21 protein-coding genes and 1 riboswitch are annotated in these 23,350 nt (G+C 69.4%); of the genes, 8 read left to right on the top strand and 13 right to left on the bottom strand.

All coding sequences use genetic code 11. The annotated features are described in order from the left end of the window. Positions 1-78: 78 nt before the first annotated feature. Both ABT254_RS26005 and def read left to right on the top strand, forming a co-directional pair. Complete coding sequence (locus tag ABT254_RS26005) at positions 79-1,059, top strand: tetratricopeptide repeat protein (protein WP_351474574.1); 981 nt, start codon at positions 79-81, stop codon at positions 1,057-1,059. 147 nt (positions 1,060-1,206) lie between these two features. After that, a complete protein-coding gene (gene def, locus ABT254_RS26000) occupies positions 1,207-1,857 on the top strand; it encodes a peptide deformylase (protein ID WP_099931211.1) in 651 nt (216 codons plus the stop codon). Positions 1,858-1,872: 15 nt separating this feature from the next. Here the strand turns inward: def and ABT254_RS25995 are convergent, their stop codons facing one another. Beyond that, complete coding sequence (locus ABT254_RS25995; RefSeq protein WP_351474571.1) at positions 1,873-2,838, bottom strand: GlxA family transcriptional regulator; 966 nt, start codon at positions 2,836-2,838, stop codon at positions 1,873-1,875. Between the two features lie 93 nt (positions 2,839-2,931). Between ABT254_RS25995 and ABT254_RS25990 the strand changes: the two genes are divergently transcribed. Next, positions 2,932-3,156 carry a hypothetical protein gene (locus ABT254_RS25990; protein ID WP_351474568.1) on the top strand — a complete coding sequence of 75 codons (225 nt, stop codon included), beginning with the start codon at positions 2,932-2,934 and terminating at the stop codon, positions 3,154-3,156. On the opposite strand, the gene ABT254_RS25985 is transcribed toward ABT254_RS25990, so the two are convergent. The 11 genes from ABT254_RS25985 to ABT254_RS25935 form a co-directional block, all read right to left on the bottom strand. Continuing rightward, positions 3,123-3,596: a hypothetical protein gene (locus ABT254_RS25985; protein WP_351474565.1), complete on the bottom strand. Its 474-nt coding sequence runs from the start codon at positions 3,594-3,596 to the stop codon at positions 3,123-3,125. The genes ABT254_RS25990 and ABT254_RS25985 overlap by 34 nt on opposite strands. Positions 3,597-3,706: 110 nt before the next feature. Further along, the gene (locus tag ABT254_RS25980; protein WP_351474563.1) at positions 3,707-5,752 is read right to left on the bottom strand and encodes a putative Ig domain-containing protein; all 2,046 of its coding nucleotides are present in this window, start codon (positions 5,750-5,752) and stop codon (positions 3,707-3,709) included. 237 nt (positions 5,753-5,989) lie between these two features. Further along, a complete protein-coding gene (locus ABT254_RS25975; RefSeq protein WP_351474560.1) occupies positions 5,990-6,610 on the bottom strand; it encodes a nucleotidyltransferase family protein in 621 nt (206 codons plus the stop codon). Between the two features lie 44 nt (positions 6,611-6,654). Further along, positions 6,655-7,668, bottom strand: a complete 1,014-nt coding sequence (locus tag ABT254_RS25970) for a ribonucleotide-diphosphate reductase subunit beta (RefSeq protein ID WP_351474557.1) — start codon at positions 7,666-7,668, stop codon at positions 6,655-6,657. After that, positions 7,668-10,022, bottom strand: coding sequence for a ribonucleoside-diphosphate reductase subunit alpha (locus tag ABT254_RS25965; RefSeq protein WP_351474555.1), 2,355 nt, complete (start codon positions 10,020-10,022; stop codon positions 7,668-7,670). The genes ABT254_RS25970 and ABT254_RS25965 overlap by 1 nt, the downstream gene beginning before the upstream one ends. 124 nt (positions 10,023-10,146) lie before the next feature. Beyond that, positions 10,147-10,275: riboswitch (cobalamin riboswitch) on the bottom strand. A gap of 62 nt (positions 10,276-10,337) precedes the next feature. Next, a complete protein-coding gene (locus tag ABT254_RS25960; protein ID WP_351474552.1) occupies positions 10,338-10,838 on the bottom strand; it encodes a GNAT family N-acetyltransferase in 501 nt (166 codons plus the stop codon). A 74-nt stretch (positions 10,839-10,912) separates the two neighbouring features. Further along, a complete protein-coding gene (mctP, locus tag ABT254_RS25955; protein WP_351474549.1) occupies positions 10,913-12,532 on the bottom strand; it encodes a monocarboxylate uptake permease MctP in 1,620 nt (539 codons plus the stop codon). Then, entirely contained in the window at positions 12,529-12,780 is a 252-nt protein-coding gene (locus ABT254_RS25950; RefSeq protein WP_351474546.1) for a DUF3311 domain-containing protein, read from the bottom strand. Before ABT254_RS25950 ends, mctP begins: the two co-directional genes overlap by 4 nt. Before the next feature lie 137 nt (positions 12,781-12,917). Then, positions 12,918-13,124, bottom strand: coding sequence for a YbdD/YjiX family protein (locus ABT254_RS25945; RefSeq protein WP_351474543.1), 207 nt, complete (start codon positions 13,122-13,124; stop codon positions 12,918-12,920). After that, entirely contained in the window at positions 13,090-15,234 is a 2,145-nt protein-coding gene (locus ABT254_RS25940) for a carbon starvation CstA family protein (RefSeq protein WP_351474540.1), read from the bottom strand. Before ABT254_RS25940 ends, ABT254_RS25945 begins: the two co-directional genes overlap by 35 nt. Positions 15,235-15,321: 87 nt before the next feature. After that, positions 15,322-16,086: a GntR family transcriptional regulator gene (locus ABT254_RS25935; protein ID WP_351474538.1), complete on the bottom strand. Its 765-nt coding sequence runs from the start codon at positions 16,084-16,086 to the stop codon at positions 15,322-15,324. A gap of 309 nt (positions 16,087-16,395) precedes the next feature. Here ABT254_RS25935 and ABT254_RS25930 point away from each other — a divergent pair, with 309 nt between their 5' ends. From ABT254_RS25930 to ABT254_RS25915, 4 genes are all read left to right on the top strand, one after another. Then, on the top strand, positions 16,396-17,679 hold the full coding sequence (locus tag ABT254_RS25930; protein ID WP_351474535.1) for an extracellular solute-binding protein: 1,284 nt from the start codon (positions 16,396-16,398) through the stop codon (positions 17,677-17,679). 72 nt (positions 17,680-17,751) lie between these two features. Beyond that, positions 17,752-18,741, top strand: a complete 990-nt coding sequence (locus ABT254_RS25925; RefSeq protein ID WP_351474533.1) for a carbohydrate ABC transporter permease — start codon at positions 17,752-17,754, stop codon at positions 18,739-18,741. After that, on the top strand, positions 18,738-19,601 hold the full coding sequence (locus ABT254_RS25920; RefSeq protein ID WP_351474530.1) for a carbohydrate ABC transporter permease: 864 nt from the start codon (positions 18,738-18,740) through the stop codon (positions 19,599-19,601). The genes ABT254_RS25925 and ABT254_RS25920 overlap by 4 nt, the downstream gene beginning before the upstream one ends. 9 nt (positions 19,602-19,610) lie before the next feature. Next, positions 19,611-21,098, top strand: coding sequence for a glycoside hydrolase family 3 protein (locus ABT254_RS25915; protein ID WP_351474527.1), 1,488 nt, complete (start codon positions 19,611-19,613; stop codon positions 21,096-21,098). Positions 21,099-21,257: 159 nt separating this feature from the next. Here the strand turns inward: ABT254_RS25915 and nagB are convergent, their stop codons facing one another. Next, the gene (gene nagB / locus ABT254_RS25910; protein ID WP_351474689.1) at positions 21,258-22,043 is read right to left on the bottom strand and encodes a glucosamine-6-phosphate deaminase; all 786 of its coding nucleotides are present in this window, start codon (positions 22,041-22,043) and stop codon (positions 21,258-21,260) included. Positions 22,044-22,279: 236 nt separating this feature from the next. Between nagB and ABT254_RS25905 the strand changes: the two genes are divergently transcribed. Next, a complete protein-coding gene (locus tag ABT254_RS25905) occupies positions 22,280-23,350 on the top strand; it encodes an SIS domain-containing protein (protein ID WP_351474524.1) in 1,071 nt (356 codons plus the stop codon).

Raw genomic sequence — 23,350 nt, 5'->3', positions numbered from 1 at the left:
TACGTGGTTGGATGCGAATGAGAGGGTGTGTCCGGGGGCAGCACTAGCCAGCCCACTCCACGGAACTGGCAGGGAATCGTGAGGATCTTCGGCAAGGGACGGCACCGGCCCTCCGCCTCCTGGCGGCAGGCCACCGACCGGGCTTTCACGCTGATCGGCGACGGCCGGTACGAGGACGCGGGCGCTCTGCTGACACGTGCCGCCGACCTGGAGCCCTGGCTCTCCGAGTCCTGGTTCAACCTCGCCCTGCTGCACAAGTTCCGGCACGACTGGGAGCAGGCACGCGCGGCAGGCCTGCGGGCCGTCGCGCTGCTCGACCGGGAGACCGGCGCCCCCGACTGGTGGAACGTCGGCATCGCGGCCACCGCCCTGCAGGACTGGCCGCTGGCCCGGCGGGCCTGGCAGGCGTACGGGCTGCGGGTGCCGGGGGCTGCCGCGGCGAACGGCGAGCCCGTCGGCATGGAGCTCGGCAGCGCTGCCGTACGGCTGTCCCCGGAGGGGGAGGCCGAGGTGGTGTGGGGGCGGCGGCTGGACCCCGCGCGGATGGAGGTCCTGTCCATTCCGCTGCCGTCCTCCGGTCGGCGGTGGGGTGAGGTCGTGCTGCACGACGGGGTGCCCCACGGGGAGCGGACGACCGCCGCCGGGCATGCCTACCCGGTGTTCGACGAGATCGAGCTGTGGGCGCCGTCGCCCGTGCCTACGTGGGTGGTGCTGCTTGAAGCCGCCACCGAGGCGGACCGGGATGCTTTGGAGCAGCTGGCTGCGGATGCCGGTTTTGCGGCGGAGGACTGGTCGTCGTCCGTGCGGCTGCTGTGTCGGATGTGCTCCGAGTCGCGGATGCCCTCCGATGAGGGTGATGGGGAGCATCTTGACCCCCATGACCACAGTGAGCCCGGGCATCCCGGTCCGTTGGGGCATCGGACCGATGGGCAGTTGTGGGTGCCTGAGCGGGAGTGTGGGGTGGCTGCTCCGGCTTCCCTGGTCAGGGGGCTGTTGGACGGGTGGGTCGCCGACAGCCCTGACTCCCGGGACTGGCGGGATCTCGAAGAGGTCTGTTAGCGCCTTTGCCGGGTGCGGGTTCGTTGTGGCTGGTCGCGCCCACGCGGCGGAGCCGCATATCGACACAGTCCCGCGCCCCTTGCGGGGCGCTTCCCCGTACCCTGTATCAGCAGCGAACCCCGGTTTTTGAGGAAGGCATACGTCGGCATGGCGCAGCAGGACACCGAAAAGCAGCACGCGGGCGTGCTCCCCGTCGACGACGAGGGCTTCGTCATCGACACCGAGGAGACCGAGGAGCGCGAGAACGCCTGGCGGGCGGCCGGGACCTCGCGGCCCATCACGGTCGTCGGGAACCCGGTGCTGCACAAGGAGTGCAAGGACGTCACCGAGTTCGGCGAGGAGCTGCAGCAGCTGGTCGCGGACATGTTCGCCTCGCAGCGCACCGCCGAGGGCGTGGGCCTGGCCGCCAACCAGATCGGCGTCGACCTGAAGGTCTTCGTCTACGACTGCGGTGACGACGAGGGCGTCCGGCACGTCGGTGTCGTCTGCAACCCCAAGCTGGTCGACCTGCCCGCCGAGCGGCGCCGTCTGGACGACAGCAACGAGGGCTGCCTGTCCGTGCCCACCGCGTACGCACCGCTCGCCCGTCCCGACTACGCCGAGGTGACCGGCCAGGACGAGAAGGGCAACCCGATCAAGGTCCGCGGCACCGGCTACTTCGCCCGCTGCCTGCAGCACGAGACCGACCACCTGTACGGCTACCTGTACATCGACCGCCTGTCCAAGCGTGAGCGCAAGGACGCGCTCAGGCAGATGGCCGAGAACGAGCCGCGCTACCCCGTCGTCGCGAACGACTGAGGCGCCCGGCGAGGGTCAGGCGGCCGCCTCGGGGCCCCTGAAGGTGCGCCGGTAGGCGTTCGGGGTCGTCCCGATCGCCTGGACGAACTGGTGGCGCAGCGCCGCCGCGTTGCCGAACCCCGCCCGGCCCGCGATCGCGTCCACCGTCTCGTCCGTGCCCTCCAGCAACCGCTGGGCCAGCAGCACGCGTTGGCGCAGGATCCACCGGTAGGGCGTCGTCCCCGTCTCCTGCTGGAAGCGGCGGGCGAAGGTGCGCGGCGACATGTGGGCGCGGTCGGCGAGCTGCTCGACCGTGACGTCCTCGTCGAGGTGCCGCTCCATCCACACCAGCACCTCGGCGACCGTGTCGCCGTGCGAGCGGGGCAGCGGGCGCTCGATGTACTGGGCCTGCCCGCCGTCCCGGTGCGGCGGCACCACCATCCGCCGGGCGATCTTGTTGGCGACCTCCGGGCCCTGTTCCTTGCGGACGATGTGCAGACAGGCGTCGATGCCTGCCGCGGTGCCCGCCGAGGTGATCACCGGATCCTCGTCCACGTACAGGACGTCGGGCTCGACCGTCAGCCGCGGGTACGCCCGCGCCAGCTCCTCCGCGTGGTGCCAGTGGACGGCACAGCGCCGGCCGTCGAGCAGCCCGGCCGCGGCGACCACGAAGACTCCGGAGCAGACGCTGAGGATCCGTGCGCCCCGGCCGGCCGCGCGCCGCAGCGCGTCAAGGAGCTCGGGCGGGAACTCCCGGGTCTCGAAGCAGGCGCCGGCCGGCACGGCGATGAGATCGGCCTCCTCCAGCCGCTCCAGACCGTGCTCGACGTTCATGGAGAAGCCCGCGCGCGTGCTCAGCACCGGGCCCTCTGCCGAGGCGACCGCGAAGTCGTAGACGGGCAGCCCGTCGTCGCTGCGGTCGGTGCCGAACACCTCGCAGACGACGGCCAGTTCGAAGGGGTTCACGCCGTCCAGGACGACGGCGGCGACGTTCTGCAGCATGCCACCAGTGTGCCTCGGCATTGGCAGTTTTTCGAGGGTCTACGGCAGTCCTGCCACTGTTTGTCAGGAGCTATCGGCGCGACAGTGGTGTCCATGGATACGGCACACCTCGAAGGACTGATCGGAATGCTGACCGTTCTCGCCCTCCTCGTTCTCCTGGTCCTCCCGTCCGTGCTCGGTATCGCGCGCGACCGGCGCATCGACCGGCAGATCCGCGAGGCCGAGCAGGCCCGCCGGCAGGCCGAGGACCGCGCCCCCGCGGGGCGTCCCGCCCGTCGGCCGCGCTACTTCACCACCACGGTGACCCACCACTCCTGAATCCCCAGGCACGAGACCCGGCCGGACTGGGCGGCGCACAGCGGCCGCGTGGACTCCAGCCGGGTCTTCCCGTCCGCCACGGCCTTGAAGGCGGCGCTCGCGTCGCCGGGTTGCAGGACGAAGCCGCTGTTGGTGGCCCGCAGGACGGAGCCGCTCGCGGTGACCGGCTTCCAGGGCCGCTTCGCGGTTCCGTCCAGGCTGATCCGGACGGTGTCGCCCACCGCCAGACAGACCGTGCGGCCGCTGTCGGCGGCGCCGAGCGTCGACGCCGTCGTACAGCCGCCCGAGGGACTCGGCGGCGGGCTCTTCTTGGGTGTGGGGGAGGACGACACGCTGTTGCTGTCGCCGCCCTTGCCGCTGTCGGTCTGGTTGCCGCAGCCGGCCAGGGCGAGGGTGAGTGCCGCGAGGGCGAGGGTCGTGTGGCGGATCGTTCGGCGCATGGGGGGCCTCCTCACCTCTGTGACGTGTGACCCCGACGTCCGGATCCACACCGGAGCCCCGGCCGCGAAGGCGGCGACCGGGGCCCGGGATCACTCAGGACGGATCGGGATCAGCTGGTCGTGACGGCGGTGTCGTCGACGACGAAGCTGGTCTGGAGCGAGGAGTCCTCGACACCGCTGAACTTCAGGGTGACGGTCGAGCCCGCGTAGGAGCTCAGGTCGAAGGACTTCTGTACGTAGCCGGAGGCGGCGTTGACGTTCGAGTACGTCGCCAGGGTGGTCGAACCGGCGCTGACCGTCAGCTTGTCGTACGCGGTGGAGCCGGTCTCCGCGGTGTCGATGTGCAGGTAGAAGGTGTAGGTCGCCTTGCAGCCGCTCGGCACGGTCACCGACTGGGACAGCGTGTCGGTGTGCGAGGAGCCGTAGCCGTCCAGCCAGGCGTAGTACGAACCGGCGTGCGCCGACTCACTGCTGGAGTTGGTGATGACCCCGCTGGACGCGGTCCAGGTGGTGTTGCCCGACTCGAAGCCGGGGTTGCCGAGGAGCTGCGTGGAGGAGCAGGTGCCGCCGCTGGAGCCGACCGTCCAGCTGAAGGAGGTCGAGCCGGAGGCGCCGGTGGAGTCCTTGGCGGTGACGGTGACCTGGTAGGTGCCGGCGGTGGACGCCGTACCGGAGATCAGGCCGCTGGAGCTGCTGATCGACAGCCCGGTCGGCAGGCCGCTCGCGCTGTAGGTGAGCGTCGCGCCCGCGCTGTCGCTCGCGCTGATCTGAAGGCTGACGGAGCTGCCGGTCGTCGTCGACTGGCTGCCCGGGTTGGTGACGGTCACCGTGTTGCCGGAGGCGCTGCCCGAGGTGAAGGCGGTGGTGCCGTTCGGGGTGCCCCAGCCGGTCGGGCCGTCGTAGCCGGTCTGAGCGGTGCAGAAGTAGGACGTGGAGCAGGAGCCGTTGTTGCCGCTGGTCACGTCGTACAGGTTGCTGGTGTGGCTGTAGGGGTACTTCGCCGGGTAGTCGCTGGAGCCGGGGGCGCCGGCCAGGGCGTACACGCCGGCGATGATCGGCGCCGAGGCGCTGGTGCCGCCGTAGACCGCCCAGCCGGAACCGCCGTACGTGTCGTAGACCGCGACGCCGGTGGCCGGGTCGGCGACGGCGGAGACGTCGGCCTCCATGCGCTTGCTGCAGCCGGTGTCCGTCTGCCAGCTCGGCTTCGGGTCGTAGGCGGAGCAGCCGGATCCGGTGCCCTCGGTGGAGTTGGTGTGCCACACCGACTCGGTCCAGCCGCGGGAGTTGGAGGACGTGGACAGGGCCGTACCGCCGACCGCCGTCACGTACTGCGAGGTCGCCGGGTACTCGGCGCCGTAGGCGGAGTCGCCCGCGGAGACGGTGATCGCGACACCCGGGTGCTTGAAGTACGAGGTGTCCTCGCTGGTCTGGGAGGAGGACTCGGAGCCGCCCCAGCTGTTGGAGACGAACTTCGCGCCGAGCGAGACGGCCTCGTTCTCGGCGATGCCGAGGTCGGTGTCGTTGGCGGAGTTGGCCTCGACGAGGATGATGTTGCAGTTCGGGCAGACCGCGCTGACCATGTCGAGGTCCAGCGCCTCTTCACCGGCCCAGCCGGTGTCGTTGCTGGGCAGCGAGGTCGTGGAACCGGTCTGGCTGACCTGCTTGAAGCAGCCGTTGGCCTTGGTGCACGAGGACAGGCCGTACGTCGAGCGGTAAGTGGCCAGGTCCGACTCGGCGTTGGGGTCGTTGTAGGCGTCCACCACGGCAACCGTCAGGCCTGAGCCGCCCGTTGACGGCAGGTTGTAGGCGCTGTGCAGGTTGGCCGGGGAGAGGCCGGAGGGAGCGGCGGCGGCGACCGCGGAGGCCAGCCGCTGCTTGATGTCGGTACGGCGCTGGGCGAAGCAGGACGCGTGGCCGGGGGCGGCGGTGGCGCACAGGTGCTGGGTCGGCACCTTCTGGCCGGCCTTGCCGGTCGAGTGGAACGTCTGCCGCTCGGGGGAGGTGAGGGCCTTGGCGTTCTGGGCGGTCCGCGTGGGGTGCGTCGCCGCGGGTGCCGCATGGGCCGGTGCGGCCACGAGGCCGGCGAGGCCGAGAGCGAGGGCGGGTATGGCGGTGGCCAGGAGTCTTCGCAGGCTCCGTCTGGGCTTTTCACGCATGGGGGTACTGCCTCCGTCGTTGGAGTGGGGTTCTCGACGCTGGTGGCAGGCCTGTGACGCGCGTAGCGGCGGCGGTGCGCGATGCCGTCATGGGCATGACACTTGGAACATCCTGGGCCGGTGTTGTGTGTACATGGCAGGACGGCCAGAAAGTAGCCGGAGGCGAGGAGCCCGGAACAGATGGGCCGGAAGAACTTTGCCGCTCCGTGGGAGGTCCATGGCCGTCCGATGGATGCCCTATGGACGCTCCATGGACGAGTCCCGGTGGGGCCAGTCCAGCACGGTGAGTTCCGGCCATTGCCCGCGCCAGCGCGCGGCCTTCGCTTCGTATACGGAACGCGGGGCGAGCACGGGGTTCGGCCGCACGAGGAGGTTGAAGACGTCGGAGAGGCCGTGCGGTGCGTAGACCCGCCACCGGCCGCCGGCCTCCAGCCGTACGCCCAGGCAGCAGGTCGTGGCGGCGAAGCCGTCGATCGCCGCCTCGGTGGAGTCGTACGGCGGGCACGGCACCCCGAACCTGTCCTCGTACCAGAGGTGCACGCGTGCCTCGTTGCGGATCTCGACCTCGGCCGGGAGACCCGCGAAGATCTCCCGGCCGGCCTTGATCACTGCGTCCTCGGCCTCCCAGGACAGGTCGTCGGCGTCGAAGTAGAAGACGTCGTAGTCCTTGATGCCGGCGGTGGGCGGCCGGTCGGTGACGACGTTCCAGACGGTCTGGAAGAGGCACCCGGCGGTGAGGTACCAGCCGGGCAGCGCCATCGTCGCGGTCCGCTCCAGCACCTCGGTCAGGACGCTGTTGCGGGACAACACCGCGCGCAGGGAGTCGAGTTGGTCATCGAGAGGGAGACGGCTGATCACCCTCCTGGCTTACCACAGGCGGGGCCTGCCGCAGCCGGGAGCGGTCAGAAGTCCTCGTCCAGGTCGACCGTGCCCTCGACCGCCACCTGGTACGCCGAAGGGCGGCGTTCGAAGAAGTTGGTGAGTTCCTGGACGCCCTGCAACTCCATGAAGGAGAAGGGGTTTTCGGAGCCGTACACCGGGGCGAAGCCGAGGCGGGTGAGGCGCTGGTCGGCGACGCATTCCAGGTACTGGCGCATCGACTCGGTGTTCATGCCGGGCAGACCGTCCCCGCACAGGTCGCGCCCGAACTGCAGCTCGGCCTCGACGGCTTCCCGCAGCATGTCCGTCACCTGCTGCTCGAGCTGGTCGTCGAAGAGGTCCGGCTCCTCCTTGCGGACGGTGTCGACCACGTCGAACGCGAAGCTCATGTGCATCGTCTCGTCGCGGAAGACCCAGTTGGTGCCGGTGGCCAGACCGTGCAGCAGGCCCCGGCTGCGGAACCAGTAGACGTACGCGAAAGCACCGTAGAAGAACAGGCCCTCGATGCAGGCGGCGAAGCAGATCAGGTTGAGCAGGAAGCGGCGGCGGTCGGCCTTGGACTCCAGGCGGTCGAGGCTGTCCACCGAGTCCATCCACTTGAAGCAGAACTGGGCCTTCTCGCGGATGGAGGGGATGTTCTCGACGGCCGCGAAGGCGGCGGCGCGGTCCTCCGGGTCGGGCAGATAGGTGTCCAGGAGGGTCAGATAGAACTGGACGTGGACCGCCTCCTCGAACAGCTGGCGGCTCAGATAGAGCCGCGCCTCCGGGGAGTTGATGTGCTTGTACAGGGTCAGCACCAGGTTGTTCGCCACGATCGAGTCGCCCGTCGCGAAGAAGGCGACCAGGCGGCCGATCAGGTGCTGCTCGGCGGGCGTGAGCTTCGCGAGGTCGGCCACGTCCGAGTGGAGGTCGACCTCCTCCACGGTCCAGGTGTTCTTGATGGCGTCCCGGTAGCGCTCGTAGAAGTCCGGGTAGCGCATGGGGCGCAGGGTCAGCTCGAAGCCCGGGTCGAGGAGATTGGCGTTACGGGTGGTCATTACTGGCAGGCCTCGCAGGACTCGGGGTTTTCCAGGGAGCAGGCGACCGCTTCGGGGTCGGCTGCTTGCTGCACGGGGACGGTCGCCCGGGCGGCTCGGGCGATCCGCGTCGCCGGGCGGGAGCGCAGGTAGTACGTCGTCTTCAGGCCCTGCTTCCAGGCGTACGCGTACATCGAGGAGAGCTTGCCGATGGTCGGCGTCTCCAGGAACAGGTTCAGGGACTGGGACTGGTCCAGGAACGGGGTGCGGGCGGCGGCCATGTCGATGAGCCCGCGCTGCGGGATCTCCCACGCCGTGCGGTACAGGGCGCGTACGTCGGCCGGGATCCAGGCGAAGTCCTGCACCGAGCCGTTCGACTCGCGCAGCGCCTCACGGGTGCGGGCGTCCCAGACGCCGAGCTCCTTGAGGTCCTTCACCAGGTAGGAGTTGACCTGGAGGAACTCGCCGGAGAGGGTCTCGCGCTTGAAGAGGTTGGAGACCTGCGGCTCGATGCACTCGTACGCGCCCGCGATCGACGCGATGGTGGCGGTGGGGGCGATCGCGAGGAGGAGCGAGTTGCGCATGCCGACGGCGGCGATGCGTTCCCTGAGGGCCGCCCAGCGCTCCGGCCAGGTGAGTTCGGTGTCGTAGTGGTCGGGGTGCAGGACACCGCGGGCCGTGCGGGTCTTCTCCCAGGCGGGCAGTGGACCGCTCCGCTCGGCGAGGTCGGCGGAGGCCTCGTAGGCGGCGAGCATGATGCGCTCGGCGATCCGGGTGGACAGGGCCTTCGCCTCCGGTGAGTCGAAGGGCAGGCGCAGCTTGAAGAAGACGTCCTGGAGGCCCATCGCGCCCAGGCCCACGGGGCGCCAGCGGGCGTTCGAACGGCCCGCCTGCTCGGTGGGGTAGAAGTTGATGTCGACCACGCGGTCCAGGAAGGTCACGGCCGTGCGGACCGTCTCGTCCAGCCGTTCCCAGTCGATGTCCCCATCGGCCACGAACGCGCCGAGGTTGACCGAGCCCAGGTTGCAGACCGCCGTCTCGCCGTCGTTCGTGACCTCCAGGATCTCGGTGCAGAGGTTGGAGGAGTGGACGACATGGCCCGGCTCGGCGGTCTGGTTGGCGGTGCGGTTGGCGGCGTCCTTGAAGGTCATCCAGCCGTTGCCGGTCTGCGCGAGGGTGCGCATCATGCGGCCGTAGAGGTCACGGGCGGGGATGGTCTTCTTCGCGAGCCCCGCGTCCTCTGCCTTGCGGTAGGCGGCGTCGAACTCCTGGCCCCACAGGTCCACCAGCTCCGGCACGTCCGCCGGGGAGAACAGGGACCACTGCTCGTCGGCGTTCACGCGGCGCATGAACTCGTCCGGGACCCAGTGCGCGAGGTTCAGGTTGTGCGTACGGCGGGCGTCCTCACCGGTGTTGTCGCGCAGCTCCAGGAACTCCTCGATGTCGGAGTGCCAGGTCTCCAGGTAGACGGCGGCCGCGCCCTTGCGCCGGCCGCCCTGGTTCACGGCGGCGACCGAGGCGTCGAGGGTCTTCAGGAACGGGACGATGCCGTTGGAGTGGCCGTTGGTGCCGCGGATCAGGGAGCCGCGGGCGCGGATGCGGCTGTACGACAGGCCGATGCCGCCGGCGTGCTTCGAGAGGCGGGCGACCTGGTGGTAGCGGTCGTAGATGGAGTCCAGCTCGTCCAGCGGGGAGTCGAGGAGGTAGCAGGACGACATCTGGGGGTGCCGGGTGCCGGAGTTGAAGAGGGTGGGGGAGGACGGGAGGTAGTCGAGGCGGCTCATGAGCCGGTAGAGGGCCGCGACTTCCTCGAGTGCGCGTGTGGTGTCGTCCTCGGCCAGTCCGCTCGCCACCCTCAGCATGAAGTGCTGGGGCGTCTCGACGACCTTTCGGGTGATGGGATGCCGGAGCAGATAGCGGCTGTGCAGGGTGCGCAGGCCGAAGTAGCCGAAACGGTCATCGGCCTGAGGGTCGATGAGCGCGTCGAGGCGGTCGGCGTGGACCCGTACGAACTCCGCCGTGCGATCGGCGATGAGGCCCTCGCGGTGCCCGACGGCGACGGACTCGGTGAAGGACCTGACGCCCTGGGAGGCGGCCTCGGCGGCGATGCCGATCGTCAGCAGCCGGGCGGCCAGCTGCGAGTAGGCGGGGTCCTCGGAGATGAGGCCGGCGGCCGCCTCCGTGGCCAGTTCGCGCAGCTCCGTCTCGTCCGCGCGGGCGGACCGGCCGCGCAGCGCGGCGGCGGCGACCCGGCCGGGGTCGGCGTCGGGGAGGTCGGCGGTCAGCTCGGTCAGGGTCCGCAGCAGCGCGGCCCCCAGGCCGTCGTCGGCCACGGCGGCGCTGGCTGAAACCGGGTCTGCTGGCGCGATGGTCACGTGAGGCTCTCCCTCGCTCGGCACGGGGGCCTTGCGGAGGGCAGGGGGCAGTCACGAGCGCGCACGGCGTCGCGTCCACCGGCCCACTCCACGAGGCCCGGACGTCGAAGCACCCGGGCCACGGCGGCCGGGCGCACTGTCGGCAGGTCCTCGGACTGACGCCCATATGTGTGCGAACACGTATGGGTACACCGTTGCGGGACAGTTCCGGATTCGCACCGGATTCCCCTGCGGCGACAGCGAGCATGAGCATACATCTTGTGCCGGGTGTGGGTAGCACCCCCATATGTTGTGTCGCGGCGACTTCGGAGCGTGTCAGAGCGTCAACTCATAGGCGAGGAGGGTGAAGTCCTGACCCGGGATGGGCTTCCAGTCGCGCTCGGGGGCGCGGACGAAGCCGGCGCGTTCGTAGATGCGATGGGCGGCGTGCATGACCGGCTGGGTGCACAGGACGATGCCGGTGCGCTCCGCGGCTCTTGCCCGGTCGATGCAGGCGCGTACGAGGGCTTCTCCGGCGCCTCGGCCACGGGCTGCCCGGTCGACGGCGAGCATGCGTATCTCGGCCTCTCCCGGGCCGGCCAGATCCGCCATGGGGCCGGTGGACGGGACGTAGGTGACGCCGCCGACCGGCCGGCCGCCCAGGTCGGCCGCCAGCACCTCGGCCGCCGCCGCCCGCTTGGCGACGTCCCTCAACTCGGCGAGATACCAGTCGCTTTCGCCGAAGGTGAGCAGACCGTCCTGGAGATAGGCCTGGGCGGTGATCTCGCCGAGGACCTCGTACTCGCCGGGTTCCGCCTGTCTGATCACGATGTCCATGGTCCCGAGTGTGCCGGACGGGTACGACAACGGGCCGCCGGATTTCTCCGACGGCCCGCCGATCGCCGTAACCGCTAGTGGGACGCGCCCGCAGTCGCCGGGGGCAGCTCCACCTGGACGCCCGGGTCGCCCGCGTCCGCCGTGTAGTCCCCCGGCTTCGTCTCGTCGACGCCCTCGGGGGCCTTCAGGGCCTTCAGGACGAAGGTGAGCACCACCGCGACCACCGCGTTCAGGACGAACGCCGTCAGGCCGATGTAGCCCATCTCGCCGAGGCCCGGGATGTTCGCGTTGGAGCCGCCGAAGTGCTTCTGGCCCGGGTTGGTCGGGGAGGCGACACCGTAGGCGGCCAGCGTGCCGTAGACCATGCCGACCGCCCAGCCCGCGAGCAGCGCCCAGCGGTGGAACCAGCGCGTGAACAGGCCGCCGACCAGGGCCGGGAAGGTCTGCAGGATCCAGATGCCGCCCAGCAGCTGGAAGTTGATCGCGACCGTCTTGTCCATCGTCAGGACGAAGACCAGGGCACCCACCTTCACCAGCAGCGAGACGATCTTGGAGACCTTGGTCTCCTGCTCCGCCGTCGCGTCGGGCTTGATGAAGTCCTTGTAGATGTTGCGGGTGAAGAGGTTCGCGGCCGCGATGGACATGATCGCCGCGGGGACGAGCGCGCCGATGCCGATCGCGGCGAACGCCACGCCCGCGAACCAGCTCGGGAACATGTTCTCGAACAGCTGCGGAATGGCCAGCTGACCGTTGGTGACCTTGACCCCGGCCGCGATCGCCATGAAACCGAGCAGCGCGAGCAGGCCCAGCATCAGCGAGTACAGCGGAAGGATGGTGGTGTTGCGGCGGATCACGTCACGGCTCTTCGAGGACAGCGTCGCGGTGATCGAGTGCGGGTACATGAACAGCGCGAGCGCGGAGCCCAGCGCCAGCGTGGCGTACGTCCACTGGTTCGCCGCGGCCGGGACGAGTCCGCCCGCGCCGGCCGCCGCGTACTTCCCGCCCGCCTTGGAGAAGATCTCGTCGAACCCGCCCAGCTTGATCGGGATGTAGATGATCGCGACGGCGATGACGATGTAGATCAGCGCGTCCTTGACGAACGCGATCAGCGCGGGGGCGCGCAGGCCCGAGGAGTACGTGTAGGCCGCCAGCACACCGAAGGCGATCAGCAACGGCAGGTCCTTCACGAACCAGTTGGAGTTCGCGCTGCCGCCGACGCCCATCACGTCGAGGACGGCCTGGATGCCCACCAGCTGCAGCGCGATGTACGGCATCGTCGCCAGGATGCCGGTCACGGCCACCGCCAGCGACAGCCCCTTCGAGCCGAAGCGGCCGCGCACGAAGTCCGAGGTGGTCACGTACCCGTGCCGGTGCGAGACCGACCACAGCCGGGGCAGGAACGTGAAGATCAGGGGGTACACCAGGATCGTGTAGGGCACGGCGAAGAAGCCGGCCGCGCCCGCCGCGTAGATCGCCGCGGGTACGGCGACGAAGGTGTACGCCGTGTACAGGTCGCCGCCGAGCAGGAACCAGGTGATCCAGGTGCCGAACGACCGTCCGCCCAGGCCCCATTCGTCGAGGCTCTGCTCGTTCTCGGCCTTGCGCCAGCGCGCGGCCAGGAAGCCCATGACCGTGACGGCCAGGAAGAAGAAGATGAAGACGCCGAGCGCGACGCCGTTCACGCCGGTCTTCACTTGCTGCCTCCCCGGCGTGCCCGCTGGTCGCGCTGCCACAGCTTGTACGCGGTCATGGTCAGCGCCGTGGAGATCAGTACCCACAGCATCTGGTACCAGTAGAAGAACGGGATGCCACCGAGCGCAGGGTCGGTCTTGGCGTAGGAGCCGACCCACAGCATCGCCACGAAGGGCGCGACGAGGCAGATGGCGATGACGACGCGGACCGGTGTCACCACCGGGGGTCTCACTTCTGGCGTTTCAGACATACCGCGACTCCGTCCCCTCACTGATCACCTGTGTAACGCGCAGGCAATCTAGGTCACGCTGTTACGGGTGCGGAAGACCTCGTCCGCATATCGGTATGTCGATTCCGTGAAGGTCCGACATCGGTGCGACATCGCTGTCAGCAGCAGCGGAAACCCTGCCGAGGATCCGCCTCCTGACGGTCCGTCCGCATCCGCTCGAACTCACGCCGGGACGGCACCCGCGCGCCCGGAAGGGTCTTGCGCAGATGCGCGACATAACGGTCGTACGCCGACTCGTCCGTCAGCTCCCGCACGTACCAGCGCACCCCCCTAATCGCCCGGCGCAGCAGTACCGACGGCAGCACGGCGCTCCTCCTCCTTCTCCTCCCGGGTCGCGATCAGCCCCGCCGGGGCGGTGATCCTCGACTCGACGTACGGCGACTCGCTCAGCGAGGAGAGCGCCGGCCGGCGGATGTGCCGGACGCAGACCCGCAGGGCGTCCGCGATCACCACGACGATCAGGACGGCCAGAACCGCCGAAAGGACGCCGTCCACCGTCGAGTTGGTGACCACGGTGTGCATGTCGTCCATGTTCTTGGCGGGCGGCAGCACCTTCCCGGCGTCGATCGCGTCCTGGAACACGGACCGCTGCTTGAAGAACCCGACCTTGGGGTCGCTGGAGAACACCTTCTGGTAGCTGGCCGTCAAGGTCACGGTCGCGTCCCAGGCCAGCGGAATCCCGGTGATCCAGGCCCACTTGAGGCGCCCCGACTTCACCAGCAGGGTCGTGCAGACCGCCAGCGCGACCGCGGCCAGCAGCTGGTTGGAGATGCCGAAGATCGGGAACAGCTGGTTGATGCCGCCGAGGGGCTCGTGCACGCCCACCCACAGGAAGTACCCCCACAGCGCGCACACGGCCGCGCTGGTGAGGACCAGGCCCGGCTTCCAGCTCACGTTCCTGAACGGCCGGACGACGTTGCCCAGCATGTCCTGCAGCATGAACCGGCCCACCCGCGTACCGGCGTCCAGCGCGGTCAGGATGAACAGCGCCTCGAACATGATCGCGAAGTGGTACCAGAAGGCCCTGAGGCTCCCGCCGGTGACCTTGGAGAAGATCTCCGAGACACCGATGGCGAGCGTGGGCGCGCCGCCGGTGCGGGAGAGCAGGCTGGACTCCTCGACGTTCTTCGCCGCCTGGGCGAGGTCGGCCGGTGAGATGTGATAGCCCCAACCGGTCACCACCTGGGAGGCGTTCTGCACGGTGGTGCCGATAGCGCCGGACGGTGCGTTCATCGCGAAGTACAGCCCCGGGTCGATGATGCTCGCCGCCACCAGCGCCATGATCGCGACCGACGACTCCATCAGCATGGAGCCGTAGCCGATCATCCGGACCTGCGTCTCCTTCTGGATCATCTTCGGCGTCGTACCGGAGGAGATCAGCGAGTGGAAGCCCGACAGGGCGCCGCAGGCGATGGTGATGAAGACGAAGGGGAACAGGGACCCGGCGAAGACCGGGCCGTCGCCGCGCGAGGCGAAGTCCGTCACCGCGTCCATCTTCAGCGTCGGCAGCGCGATGACCACGCCCAGCGCGAGCAGCGCGATCGTGCCGATCTTCATGAAGGTGGACAGGTAGTCGCGGGGCGCGAGCAGCATCCACACCGGCAGGATCGAGGCGATGAAGCCGTACGCCACCAGCCAGACGACCAGGGTCGAGGGCGCGAGGGTGAACGTGCCGGCCCAGGACGACTCGGCGACCCAGCGGCCCGCGACCAGCGCGAGCAGCAGCAGCGCCACCCCGATCAGGGACACCTCGGCGACCCGGCCGGGGCGAAGTACCCGCAGATAGAAGCCCATCAGCAAGGCGATCGGGATGGTCATCGCGATGGAGAAGGTGCCCCACGGCGAGGAGGCGAGCGCGTTGACGATGACCAGCGCCAGCACCCCGAGCAGGATGATCATGATGGCGAAGGCCGCGATCAGCGCGGCGGCACCGCCGAAGGGGCCGATCTCCTCGCGGGCCATCTGGCCGAGCGACCGCCCGTCGCGGCGCGTGGAGAAGAACAGCACCACCATGTCCTGGACCGCGCCCGCGAAGACCACGCCGGCGATGATCCAGATCGTGCCGGGCAGATAGCCCATCTGCGCGGCAAGCACCGGACCGACCAGGGGCCCGGCGCCGGCGATCGCCGCGAAGTGGTGGCCGAGCAGGACGCGGCGGTCGGTGGGGTGGAAGTCGATGCCGTTGTCGAGGCGTTCGGCCGGGGTGGCCCGGGTGCCGTCGACCTTGAGCACCTTGTACGCGATGAACTTCGCGTAGAAGCGGTAGGCGATCGCGTAGGTGCCGAGGGCGGCGGCGACCATCCAGGCGGCGGAGACGTTCTCGCCCCGGGAGAGCGCGAGCACGGACCAGCCCGCCGCTCCGACCAGGGCGACGAGGGTCCAGATGACGATGGAGCGGACGTTCGCGGTACGCACGAGGCGGTCCTCCCGTCCAGACGGAGTCGGGAGGACCGTAGAACAGGAGTCGCGCCGGCGCTACACCGCGTGCAGTACTACGGCGACTCAGTCCTGAGGGCGCTTCAGCCGGGCCACGAACTTGTAGCGGTCCCCCCGGTACACCGACCGCACCCACTCCACCGGCTCGCCCGTCTTGTCGTACGAGTGGCGGGAGAGCATCAGCATCGGCAGGCCCACGTCCGTGCCGAGCAGGCCCGCCTCGCGCGGGGTGGCCAGTGAGGTCTCGATGGTCTCCTCGGCCTCGGCGAGATGGACGTCGTAGACCTCGGCCAACGCCGTGTAGAGGGACGTGTACTTGACCAGTGAGCGGCGCAGCGCCGGGAAGCGCTTCGCGCTCAGGTGGGTCGTCTCGATGGCCATCGGCTCGGCGTTGGCCATGCGGAGGCGTTCGATACGGAGCACCCGGCCGCCGGCCGTGATGTCGAGGAGCTCGGCGAGGCGGTCGTCGGCGGTGATGTAGCCGATGTCCAGCAGCTGCGAGGTGGGCTCCAGGCCCTGGGCGCGCATGTCCTCGGTGTACGAGGTGAGTTGCAGCGCCTGGGACACCTTCGGCTTGGCCACGAAGGTGCCCTTGCCCTGGATGCGTTCGAGGCGGCCCTCGACGACCAGCTCCTGCAGCGCCTGCCGCACCGTCGTGCGCGAGGTGTCGAACTCGGCGGCGAGGGTGCGCTCGGGCGGTACCGGAGTGCCGGGGGACTGTGTCTCCGTCATGTCGAGCAGGTGTTTCTTCAGGCGGTAGTACTTGGGCACGCGAGCGGTACGGACACCTGCCCCGCCGTCGGTCTCCGCACTGCTGACGTCGCTGCTCATGCTCTGCCTTCCCGGCTCCGGATGCGGGTCACTTCGTGATCCCTTCTGTATACCGTCGCCAGCTCTTTTGGTCTAGTCCACGGAGGGCCCAGTGGTCTAGCGGACGAGAGTACTCCGGCACCGCTGATTTCGCTGCCTTCTTACTTAAAGGTTCCTGTATATGTAGCTCGCATAACAGCTGGTCAGAGCCGTTTCGAGCACTCTTGACAGGCTTCCTGGTCTGGTCCAAGCTCCCGGTACTGGTCTACACCATTGGTTCAGGTCCCGGCGCATGAGCGGGGAGGTGTGGGCATCCCTGAGGAGGGTGGCGTGAAGCGCAAGCTCATAGCCGCGATCGGTATCGCGGGCATGATGGTCTCCATCGCGGCGTGTGGCAGCAACGACGGCAAGGGTTCTTCCAACAGCGGCGCGGACGCCAAGGAGCTGACTGTCTGGCTCACCGTCGACGCCCAGAACAACTGGCCGAACCTGGTGAAGGCCGCCGACGCGGCCGTCCAGAAGAAGCACCCCGGTATCAAGATCAACCACGAGTACTACGGCTGGCCGGACAAGAACACCAAGCTGGACGCGGTCCTCGCCACCGACAAGGCCCCCGACGTGGTCGAGATGGGCAACACCGAGATGCTGGGCTACATGGTCAAGGGCGCCTTCGCCCCCCTGGACCCGGCGAAGTTCAGCAACTCCGCCGCCTGGCTGGACGGCCTCAAGGCCTCGGTGACGTACGGCGGCAAGACCTACGGCGTGCCGTACTACGCGGGCGGCCGGGTCGGCAACTGGCGCAAGGACGTCTTCGCCGCGGCGGGCGTCAAGTCCACGCCGAAGACGTACGCCGAGCTCACCGCCGACCTCGACAAGGTGCAGAAGAAGGAGGGGGACAAGTTCTCCGCCTGGTACCAGCCCACCCGTGACTGGTACGCGGCCATGTCCTTCGTCTACGACGCCGGTGGCTCCATCGCCAAGGAGGAGGGCGGCCAGTGGAAGGCCAACCTCTCCTCGCCCGAGTCGGTCAAGGGCCTCACCGAGTTCAAGAACGTCATCGACAAGTACATGCACGGCGACAAGACCAAGGACGAGTCCGACCGTTACATCGTCTACGGCCAGGGCAAGTCCGGCATGATCTTCGGTGCCGCCTGGGAGGGCGCGACCGCCGCCGACCCGAAGAACGACAAGACCGGCAAGCTCAAGGACAACCTCGAGAACTTCGTGGTCCCCGGCCCGTCCGGCAAGAACCTCCCGGTCTTCCTGGGCGGTTCCGACCTCGCCGTCCCGGTCAAGTCCAAGGCGCAGGCCGTCGCCGCCGAGTGGATCAACGCGTTCACCGGCCCCTCCGGCCAGAAGGGCCTGATGGCCAAGGGCAACCTGCCCAACAACAAGACCGACCTCGCGACCCTGAAGAACGACCCCGCGACGGCGGTCCCGGCCACCGCGGCCGAGTCCAACTGGTTCGTCCCGATGGCACCCGGCTGGGGCCAGGTCGAGAAGGCGCAGATCCTGCAGACCATGCTGCAGACCATCGGCACCGGCAAGAAGTCGGTCGAGGCCGCCGCCAAGGACGCGGACGCCGCGATCGACAAGGTCATCAACACCAAGTGACCTGCAAGCGGGGTTCCGCCCGGGCGGAACCCCGCTCTCCGTACGACCTGAGGGACCGCTGAGGAGCGCGCGATGAGTGCCGCAGACACGACCACCCCTGCCAAGGTGCCGCCGCCGCGGCAGGCGCCGCCACCGCCGCCGGTCGCGGGGAACCCACGCAGAGCCCGGACTTCGAGCGGCGCGACCACCCCCTGGGTGCTGCTCGCCCCCTGTCTGCTGATCCTGGGCCTGGTACTCGGCTATCCGCTGGTCCGCCTGGTCACCCTGTCCTTCCAGAAGTTCGGCCAGTCCCAGCTGTGGGGCTTCCAGCCGGCCGAGTGGGTCGGGTTCGACAACTTCACCGGGGTGCTGGGCGACGGCGAGTTCTGGCAGGTCGTGCTGCGCACGATCGTCTTCGCGGCCGGTTCCGTCGTTTTCACGATGGTGCTGGGCATGCTGATCGCCCTGCTGCTGCAGCGGGTCTCCGGCTGGATGAAGACGCTGGTCAACATCGTGCTGGTGGCCAGCTGGGGCATGCCGATCATCGTCGCCACCACCGTCTTCAAGTGGCTGTTCGACGCCGACTACGGCATCCTCAACGCCCTGCTCAGCAAGGTCCCCGGCGTCGAGATGATCGGCCACAACTGGTTCGCCAGCGGCCCGCAGGGCCTGGCCGTGATCATGCTCCTGGTGGTCTGGGGAGCCGTTCCCTTCGTCGTCATCACCCTCAGCGCCGGCCTCACCCAGGTCCCCGCCGAACTGGAGGAGGCGGCCCGCCTCGACGGCGCCGGCTCCTGGGGCGTCTTCCGTTACGTCACCCTGCCCGTCCTCAAGCCGATCATCGTGATGCTCACGACCCTGTCGGTCATCTGGGACATGGGCGTCTTCCCGCAGGTCTTCGTGATGCGAAACGGCCATCCCGAGCAGGAGTTTCAGCTCCTGACCACCTACTCGTACGACCGTGCCTTCGTGGTCAACGACTATGCGCAGGGCTCCGCGATCGCCCTGATCACCGTGGTGCTGCTGCTCGGCGTGGTCGCCGTGTACATGCGCCAGATGCTGAAGATCGGAGAGGTCGAATGAGCGCGATCACCACCGGGCGGCCCGCGACCACGGACGGCCGGCCCCGGAAGACCAAGGCCGGCTGGAACCTCCTCGGCCTCCTGGTCTTCCTCACCGCCGGCTTCCCCGTCTACTGGATGCTCAACACGGCCATCAAGCCGGCCAAGGACACCATCGACCCCGACCCGAGCCTGTTCCCGACCGGTTTCACCCTCGACAACTTCCGCCGGGCGCTGGCCATCGCGGACTTCTGGGGCCCGGTCGGCCGCAGCCTGATCGTGTCCCTCTCGGTGGTGGCGATCGGCATCGTCGTCGGCCTGCTGGCGGCGCTCGCCATCTCCCGGTTCGCCTTCCGCGGCCGCAAGATCGTGATCGTCGGCATCCTCGCGGTCCAGATGGTCCCGCTGGTCGCCATGATCATCCCGATCTTCCTGCTCCTCAACGACCTGGAGCAGTACGACAAGCTCTCGGGCCTGATCATCACGTATCTGACCTTCATCCTCCCCTTCACCGTGTGGACGCTGCGCGGCTTCATCGTCAACATCCCGAAGGAGCTGGAAGAGGCGGCGATGGTCGACGGTTGCAGCCGCACGGGCGCCTTCATCCGGGTCGTCTTCCCGCTCCTGGCCCCCGGCATGGTCGCGACCTCCGTCTACGGCTTCATCCAGGCCTGGAACGAATACCTCTACGCCCTGATGCTGCTCAGCCAGGAGCACCAGACCGCGACCGTCTGGCTCGGCAACTTCACCACCAAGCACGGCACCGAATACGCCCCGATGATGGCCGGAGCCACGATGATGGCCGTGCCGATCGTCGCCCTGTTCCTCCTCGTCCAGCGCAAGATGGCCGCGGGCCTGACCGCCGGCGCAGTGAAGGGATAACGCCACCCGATGACGACAATCGCCAGCGGCACAGACACCCTGACGCGCGACGCCCTCACCGTCCTCCAGCCCGGCTTCACGGGAACGACGGCCCCCGACTGGCTGCTGCGCCGCCTCGGTGAAGGACTCGCCTCCGTGGGCCTCTTCGGCCGCAACATCGCTTCCCCCGAACAACTCGCGGCCCTCACCGCCCAGTTGCGCGCCGAACGCGACGACGTCCTCGTCGCCATCGACGAGGAGGGCGGCGACGTCACCCGGCTCGAGGTCCGCACCGGCTCCTCCTTCCCCGGCAACAACGCGCTGGGCGCGGTGGACGACGTGGAGCTGACGCGGCAGGTGGCCACGGAACTCGGCCGCCGCCTCGCAGCCTGCGGCGTCAACCTCAACTGGGCTCCCTCGGCCGACGTGAACTCCAACCCGTCCAACCCCGTGATCGGCGTCCGCTCCTTCGGCGCCGACACCGACCTGGTCGCCCGGCACACGGCTGCCTATGTCACCGGCCTGCAGTCCGCCGGGGTCGCCGCCTGCACCAAGCACTTCCCGGGCCACGGCGACACCGCCGTCGACTCCCATCACGCACTCCCGCGCATCGACGTGGACACATCGGTGCTCCAGAACCGCGAACTGACCCCCTTCCGCGCGGCGATCGCGGCCGGCACCCGCGCGGTGATGAGCGCGCACATCCTGATCCCCGCCCTGGACCCGGACCGGCCGGCGACCCTCTCGCCGCACGCGCTCACGGAGTTGCTCCGCGGTGAACTCGGCTACGACGGCCTCATCGTCACCGACGGCATGGAGATGCAGGCCATCGCCGGTACGTACGGCATCGAGCGCGGCAGCGTCCTCGCCGTGGCCGCCGGCGCCGACGCGATCTGCGTGGGCGGCGGCCTCGCCGACGACGAGACGGTACGGCGCCTGCGCGACGCCCTCGTCTCCGCGGTCCGCGCCGGCGAACTCCCCGAGGAACGCCTGGCGGACGCGGCGGAACGGGTCCGGGCGCTGGCCCGCTGGACCGCCGCCGCGGCGGCCGCGGACACGGAACGCACCCCCGACACCGAAGTGGGCCTCCGCGCAGCCCGCCGCGCCCTGAGGACGACCGCGGCGGAGCCCTTCACCCCGCTGACCGAACCGCCCTACGTCGCCGCCCTCACCCCCGTCGCCAACATCGCGGTCGGCGACGAGACCCCCTGGGGCGTCGCGGCGGAACTCTTCCGCCTCCTGCCCGGCACGGAGACGGGCACCTTCGCCGGCGAGGACGCGGCCCGCACCGCCCTGGCCGCGGCCGGCTCCCGCCGCATCGTGGCCGTGGTCCGCGACGAACACCGCCACCCCTGGATGACATCCGCCCTCGACACCCTGCTGTCGGCCCGCCCCGACACGATCGTGGTCGAGATGGGCCTCCCCCAGGCCACCCCCCGAGGCGCCCTCCACATCGCCACGCACGGCGCGGCCCGGGTGTGCGGCAGGGCGGCGGCGGAGGTCATTGCGGGGGTGTAGCGACTACGACGAGTCAGGCGCCGGTCCTTTCAAGGGATCGGCGCCTGCACGTTTTCAGGGGCGCGGGGCTGTATTGATGTGCGGCTCCGCCGCGTGGGCGCGAGCAACCCACCACGACCCGCAGCCCGAAGATCACAGATCCCGGCAGACGAAACCGCCCTAAATCCCCTGCCAGTCGGGCTTGTTGGCAAACGTGTGCCGGAAGTAGTCCGCGAACTTCAGCTTGGAAGCCGCCCCCTCATCGACGACAACCGTCGCATGCGGATGCAACTGCAATGCCGAAGCAGGACACACCGCGGCCACCGGCCCCTCGACAGTGGCGGCGACCGCGTCGGCCTTCCCCTCGCCGGTGGCGAGCAGCACCAGATGCCGTGCCTCCAGGATCGTCCCGATCCCCTGAGTGATCACGTGATGCGGCACCTGCTCGATGTCCCCGTCGAAGAACCGCGCATTGTCCACCCGGGTCTGCTCGGTCAGCGTCTTGATCCGGGTCCGCGAGGCCAGCGAGGAGCACGGCTCATTGAACCCGATGTGCCCGTCGGTCCCGATCCCGAGCAACTGCAGATCCACCCCGCCGGCCTCGGCCAGCGCCCTGTCGTACGCGGCGCACGCCAACTGCACGTCCTCGGCCGTCCCGTCGGGACCCATGAACGCGTCCATCCCGATCCCGAGCGGCTCCAGCACCTCGCGCCCGAGCACCGAGCGATACGACTCCGGATGCTCGGCCGGCAGCCCCACATACTCGTCGAGCTGCGCGATCCGCGCCCGCGAGGTGTCCACGGCACCGGAGCGCACCTTGGCCGCGAGCGCCTCGTAGACGGGCAGCGGGGTGGAGCCGGTGGCCACACCGAGCAGCGCCGCCGGCTTGCGCCTCAGAAGCTGCGCCATGGCCTCGGCGATGAGCTCGCCGCCCGACTTGGCGTCCGGAACTATGACAACTTCCACGCTGGCCTGCCGATCTGAAGAAACGGTCTGGAGAGGGGGGCTCAACCGGCACCCGGAACGGGCTGTGTGGTTTAGACCAATCTAACAGAGCCGCCCCTTGTGGCCCAGGTCGAGCGGGGTCATCGTCTTTCCATGCGGAGGACAGGCGCCATTCGCCGTGGGGGAGTGGAATGGGGGCGGCGCCGCCCCGCGCAGCACCCCGCAGCACTCCGCAACCGACCCGCAAGGAGCCCACCATGACCGCCGCGACACCGGACCCCCGGACCGACGTCCCGGGCCGGATCATGGCCCGTGAGATGGCCGAGCAGCCCGCCGTGCTGCGCCGCATCCTGGAGGAGGGCGCCCCCGGCATCCGGCAGGTGGCCCAGGAGATCGCCGCCCGCAAACCCCGCTTCGTCCTGCTGACCGCCCGCGGCACCTCCGACAATGCCGCCCTCTACGCCAAGTACCTCCTGGAGATCCGCCTCGGCCTGCCCTGCGGCCTGACCTCGATGTCCACCACCACCGCGTACGGCGCGCGCCCGGACCTCACCGACGTCCTCGTCGTCACCGTCAGCCAGTCCGGCGGCTCCCCGGACCTGGTGGCCTCCACCCGCGCCGCCCGCGAGGCGGGCGCGATCACCCTCGCCGTGACCAACAACCCCGGCTCACCGCTGGCCGGCGTCTCCGAGTACCACGTCGACATCATGGCCGGGCCGGAGAAGGCCCTCCCCGCGACCAAGACCTATACGGCCTCCCTCCTCGCTCTCTACCTCTTCGTCGAAGGCCTGCGCGGCGGCGACGGCGCCCCCGCGAAGGTACTGCCGGACCTCGCCCAGCAGTTGCTGGCCCGGCAGGACGAGGTCCGCGCCCTCGCCGCCCGCTACCGCTTCGCCGAACGCATGGTGATCACCTCTCGCGGCTACGGCTACCCCACGGCCAAGGAAGCCGCCCTCAAGCTCATGGAGACCAGCTACATCCCCGCCCTCTCCTACTCCGGCGCCGACCTCCTGCACGGCCCCCTCGCCATGGTCGACAACGTCTCCCCGGTCATCGCGGTCGTCACCGACGGCAAGGGTGGCGAGGCCCTCCAGCCCGTCCTCGACCGGTTGCGCGGCCGTGGTGCCGACCTGTTCGTCCTCGGACCCGGCAACCAGGTCGAGCAGGCGTCCGCCGGCTTCGTCCTGCCCACCGAGGGCGTGGCCGAGGAGGTCCAGCCGATCCTGGAGATCATCCCGCTCCAGCTGCTGGCCCACGAGATCACCATCGCCCGCGGCCAGGACCCGGACGCCCCGCGCGCGCTGGCGAAGGTGACCGAGACCCACTGA

Origin of the sequence: Streptomyces sp. NPDC001137 (genome assembly GCF_040298885.1) — a bacterium.
Lineage (GTDB): Bacteria > Actinomycetota > Actinomycetes > Streptomycetales > Streptomycetaceae > Streptomyces.
The sequence above is the reverse complement of the archived record's forward strand: the minus strand, read 5'-3'. Positions and strand labels throughout refer to the sequence as shown.